This window comes from Pedobacter agri PB92, from assembly GCF_000258495.1.
In the GTDB taxonomy this organism is placed as follows: Bacteria; Bacteroidota; Bacteroidia; order Sphingobacteriales; family Sphingobacteriaceae; genus Pedobacter; species Pedobacter agri.
This window is the reverse complement of the sequence record NZ_AJLG01000280.1, coordinates 1-4106: the sequence shown is the minus strand read 5'-3', so window position 1 is coordinate 4106 and position 4106 is coordinate 1. Positions and strand designations below refer to the sequence as shown.

At 36.9% G+C, this 4106-nt stretch carries 4 protein-coding genes; 1 reads left to right on the top strand and 3 read right to left on the bottom strand.

Going from position 1 to position 4106, the window contains the following annotated elements; all coding sequences use genetic code 11:
* A partial coding sequence (gene infB / locus ON09_RS22985; protein WP_010603421.1) for a translation initiation factor IF-2 occupies window positions 1-2239 on the top strand: 2239 nt, incomplete at its 5' end.
* 185 nt (window positions 2240-2424) lie between these two features.
* Here infB and ON09_RS22980 read toward each other — a convergent pair.
* The 3 genes from ON09_RS22980 to ON09_RS26385 form a co-directional block, all read right to left on the bottom strand.
* The gene (locus tag ON09_RS22980) at window positions 2425-3498 is read right to left on the bottom strand and encodes an acyltransferase family protein (protein ID WP_010603420.1); all 1074 of its coding nucleotides are present in this window, start codon (window positions 3496-3498) and stop codon (window positions 2425-2427) included.
* A 3-nt stretch (window positions 3499-3501) separates the two neighbouring features.
* Window positions 3502-3897, bottom strand: a complete 396-nt coding sequence (locus ON09_RS22975; protein WP_010603419.1) for a hypothetical protein — start codon at window positions 3895-3897, stop codon at window positions 3502-3504.
* On the bottom strand, window positions 3890-4106 hold a 217-nt coding region (locus tag ON09_RS26385; RefSeq protein ID WP_039843134.1), incomplete at its 5' end, for a hypothetical protein. The genes ON09_RS26385 and ON09_RS22975, both read right to left, overlap by 8 nt.

Here is a 4106-nt window from a genome sequence, read left to right as displayed (position 1 = left end):
GGATAGAAGAAACGGTCCGGTAGCATCATCTAGTGATAGTGAAGCTGCAAAACGTAAGCGTAAACGTAAAAAAACTCCTGGAGCTCCAGGGCAGCCAGGTCAACATGGTGGTCAGGGTCAGCCAGGGCAAAATCCTGCAGGCCAAGGCGGTGCACCAGGCCAACCTCGTCAGCCTTATCAAGGTAACAGACCAGGTGGTGGAACGCCATACCAAGGTAACAGACCAGCCGGACAAGGTGGAACGCCTTACCAAGGCAATAGAAATAACAACAGACCAGGTTTCCAAAATAGAAATGCTACACCAAGCGGACCTAAAGAAGAACCTACTGAGAAAGAAATTCAAGATCAAATCAAGGCAACACTTGCTCGTTTAAGTGGAGCAGGTAAATCTGGTAAATTTGCGCAACGTGCCAAGTTACGTCGTCAGAAACGTGATGATGTAGCATTCAACGCAGAAGAGGCAGCAAATGAACTTGAATCTCAATCTAAAATATTAAAAGTTACTGAGTTTGTTACGGCAAACGAATTGGCGAGCATGATGGATGTACAGGTAACCAAAATTATCGGTACTTGTATGAGTCTGGGTATGTTCGTGTCAATTAATCAGCGTTTAGATGCTGAAACATTAACCATTGTTGCCGATGAGTTTGGTTACGAAATCCAATTCGTAAAACCAGATGAAGATGAAGAAAACGTAATTGAAGAAGTAGATAATGAGGAAGATTTAATCGAAAGAGCTCCGGTTGTTACGATTATGGGTCACGTCGATCACGGTAAAACTTCATTGCTGGATTATATTCGTAAAGCAAATGTGGTTGCTGGTGAGGCAGGTGGTATTACACAGCACATTGGTGCTTACATGGTAACTACACCTTCAGGCAAAAAAGTAACATTCTTAGATACACCAGGTCACGAAGCCTTTACAGCGATGCGTGCCCGTGGTGCTAAGGTTGCCGATATTGCCATTATCGTAGTGGCTGCGGATGATGCAGTGATGCCTCAAACAAAAGAGGCGATTAATCACGCACAAGCTGCCGGTGTTCCATTGGTTTTCGCTTTTACTAAAGTGGATAAACCAGGTGCAAATGCAGATAAAGTTCGTGAGCAATTATCAGCAATGAACATCTTGGTTGAAGATTGGGGTGGTAAATATCAATCACAGGAAATCTCAAGCAAAAGTGGTTTAAATGTTGATTTGCTTTTGGATAAAGTATTGTTAGAAGCTGAATTACTAGAATTGAAAGCTAATCCTAACAAGAGAGCAACAGGTTCAGTTATTGAGTCAGCTTTAGATAAAGGACGTGGTATTGTAACTACAGTATTGGTTCAGGCGGGTACGTTAAGAGTTGGAGATCCAATTTTGGCAGGAAGTTACAGCGGACGTGTAAAAGCGTTAACAAACGAACGTGGTGCTAAAGTAGAATCAGCAGGTCCATCACAACCAGTACAGGTTTTGGGTATGCAAGGTGCACCTACAGCGGGTGACCGTTTCAACGCTTTAGAAAGTGAAACTGAAGCACGTGACATTGCAAACAAACGGATGCAGTTACAACGTGAGCAAGGTTTACGTACACAGAAACATATCACATTGGATGAGATTGGTCGTCGTTTAGCGATTGGAAACTTTAAAGAACTTAATATCATTGTTAAAGGTGATGTGGATGGTTCGATTGAAGCATTAGCCGATTCATTGTTGAAACTTTCAACTGAGCAAATTCAAATCAATATCATCAGTAAAGGTGTTGGTCAGATTTCAGAATCTGATGTATTGTTAGCTTCTGCTTCAGATGCGATCATCATTGGTTTCCAGGTTCGTCCATCAACAGGTGCACGTAAATTAGCCGAAGCTGAGCAAATTGATATCCGTTTATATTCTATCATTTACGATGCAATCAACGAGATTAAATCGGCAATGGAAGGTATGTTGGATCCAGAATTTGAAGAGAAAATTGTGGCTAACGTGGAGATCCGTGAAACCTTCAAAATTACTAAAGTGGGTACCATTGCAGGTTGTATGGTATTAGATGGCAAGATTACCCGTAACAGCAAGATCCGTATCGTTAGAGATGGTGTTGTGGTTTATACAGGAGAGTTGGCATCATTAAAACGCTTTAAAGACGATGTGAAAGAAGTAAACAAAGGTTATGAGTGTGGTTTAAACATTCAGAACTTTAACAACATCGAAGTTGGAGACATTGTTGAGGCTTACGAACAAGTTGAAGTAGCTAGAAAACTGTAAGCAATTAAAGTATATTGACAAGGCCTCAAGAAATTGAGGCCTTTTTTGTTGAAATAATTTTGCGAAGGTGTTAATATGGCCCATTCAAAAGCTAATCGGAGTTATGCAATATATTTAAAGTTGATTGATGCCAAAAAGTATCAGATGGTTAACAACTAGCATTAAATTTACCTAGATCTTTAAACTTATCTCCCAACAATCCATCTCATACTTGGAACTTTATTAATCACATAAACCAATAAAATAGAACTAGTATAAACTACTGCAAATGTTAATAACTGAATAGATAGAAAATAATAAGCCGACTTATTTTCAAAACTGATATGCAGTGGCCTAAAGATTAAAGGCATAAGCCTGAACACAAGTATTTGATGAACTAAATAGATGCCAAAGGTGAATATGCTTGGTTTAAATTTGTTTAACGATATCTTATCGCCCAATTTGTATAATAAAGCAAAGCAAACTAAAGAATAAATAATATTGGATATTCTGAGTGTATTAAAAGGATCGTTTGGAAGTTTTACAAGTAAATAGTAACTCTCCCAACTAGATAGCATGAATGTAATGAAAGTTAATGCTATTAGAATGGACATGCAAGTATTTTGAGTTATTATCTTAAATTTTTCATAATGTCTATTAATCTGAACGCCCAACCATAGATAGAAAATAAAACCAAATAATGCGGTTGTGTGAGAGGTTGGAAAAATATCTAAATAAAGATTTATAGAATATGATAGAGATAAAATTAGGAGAAAGCCTCCAAAAAAAATATTGTATAAATATTTCCTGAAAAGTAGTAGTATGGCTATGCAAATCAGAAAATTGGGGATAAACCAATAACTTGTATTAAAAACAATATCTCCAAAATCACCTAAAATGTTTGCAATTGATTTACCCATGAAAGTAGGGTCTCCAGATTTGATGTTTCGAACAGCTATATCTATATAATTGAGTACAAATAATACAACTACCCAAAAAAGCCAGGGTTTAACAGTATTCTGAAGTCGTCTTTTTAAATATTCTTTGGTGCTATAGGTATTAAACTTGTCTCCAATTAGGAAGCCTGCGAGCAGAAAAAAGATTATGGTGCCAAATTTGAAGAATTGCAGGCTAAAAATTTGAACTATCTTTTCATCAAAATACTTAAACTTAGCCCCAAAGAAGAAAGAACTGTGTTCCATTACAATTCCAAACATAGAAATGAATCTTAAGGAATCAATGAAGTCATAATTTATTTTTGCCGGTTTTGTATTATTCATTCTTTAGTTGTTTTCACTTCCTCCAAAAACTAACTTTACCGCTTTATTGAAATTTGCTTTCTCAGCAATTATCCTAATTCTGTAATCCTTAAAAAGTTTAGTATCCTCATCGAAATTTGCTAGTGTTTGCTCCAGACGACGAATCACTTTTTCTGCTGAATCTTTACTGTCATCAAACTTAAAGCCTGTAGGCACAGGTACGTCATCCTGATAGGCAGCAGACCCTTTGCTACCAGTTACTACACAACATTTCATTAAAATAGCTTCTCTTGGCATTCGCTCTTGTCCGGGATGATATCCGAAATCTACATATAATTTACTCTTATTCATCCAAATGGCAACCTCATCAGGCGACATATTTACTAAAGGTTTCCAATTTAAATGCTGACTTTTACTCATAATTGAATCTAAATATTCGCCGTTTTTTTTTTGGATTATAGAGTAAAATATCTTCCTTGAGAGTTGAGCTGTCTATTCTTTCATAAAATGAATCGCTCATATAATCAGATATTTTCCCGATGATGTCCATTTCGTTTCTGGTTAAAAAATCAAGTGAAAAATGGGAATGAGCCAAATTCAAAACACCTTTCAATTTAAGTTTAGTAATT

Coding starts and splice junctions, on each gene's coding strand:
- ON09_RS22980 (WP_010603420.1), bottom strand. CDS start 3,498: ATGAATAATACAAAACCGGCAAAAATAAATTATGACTTCATTGATTCC.
- ON09_RS22975 (WP_010603419.1), bottom strand. CDS start 3,897: ATGAGTAAAAGTCAGCATTTAAATTGGAAACCTTTAGTAAATATGTCG.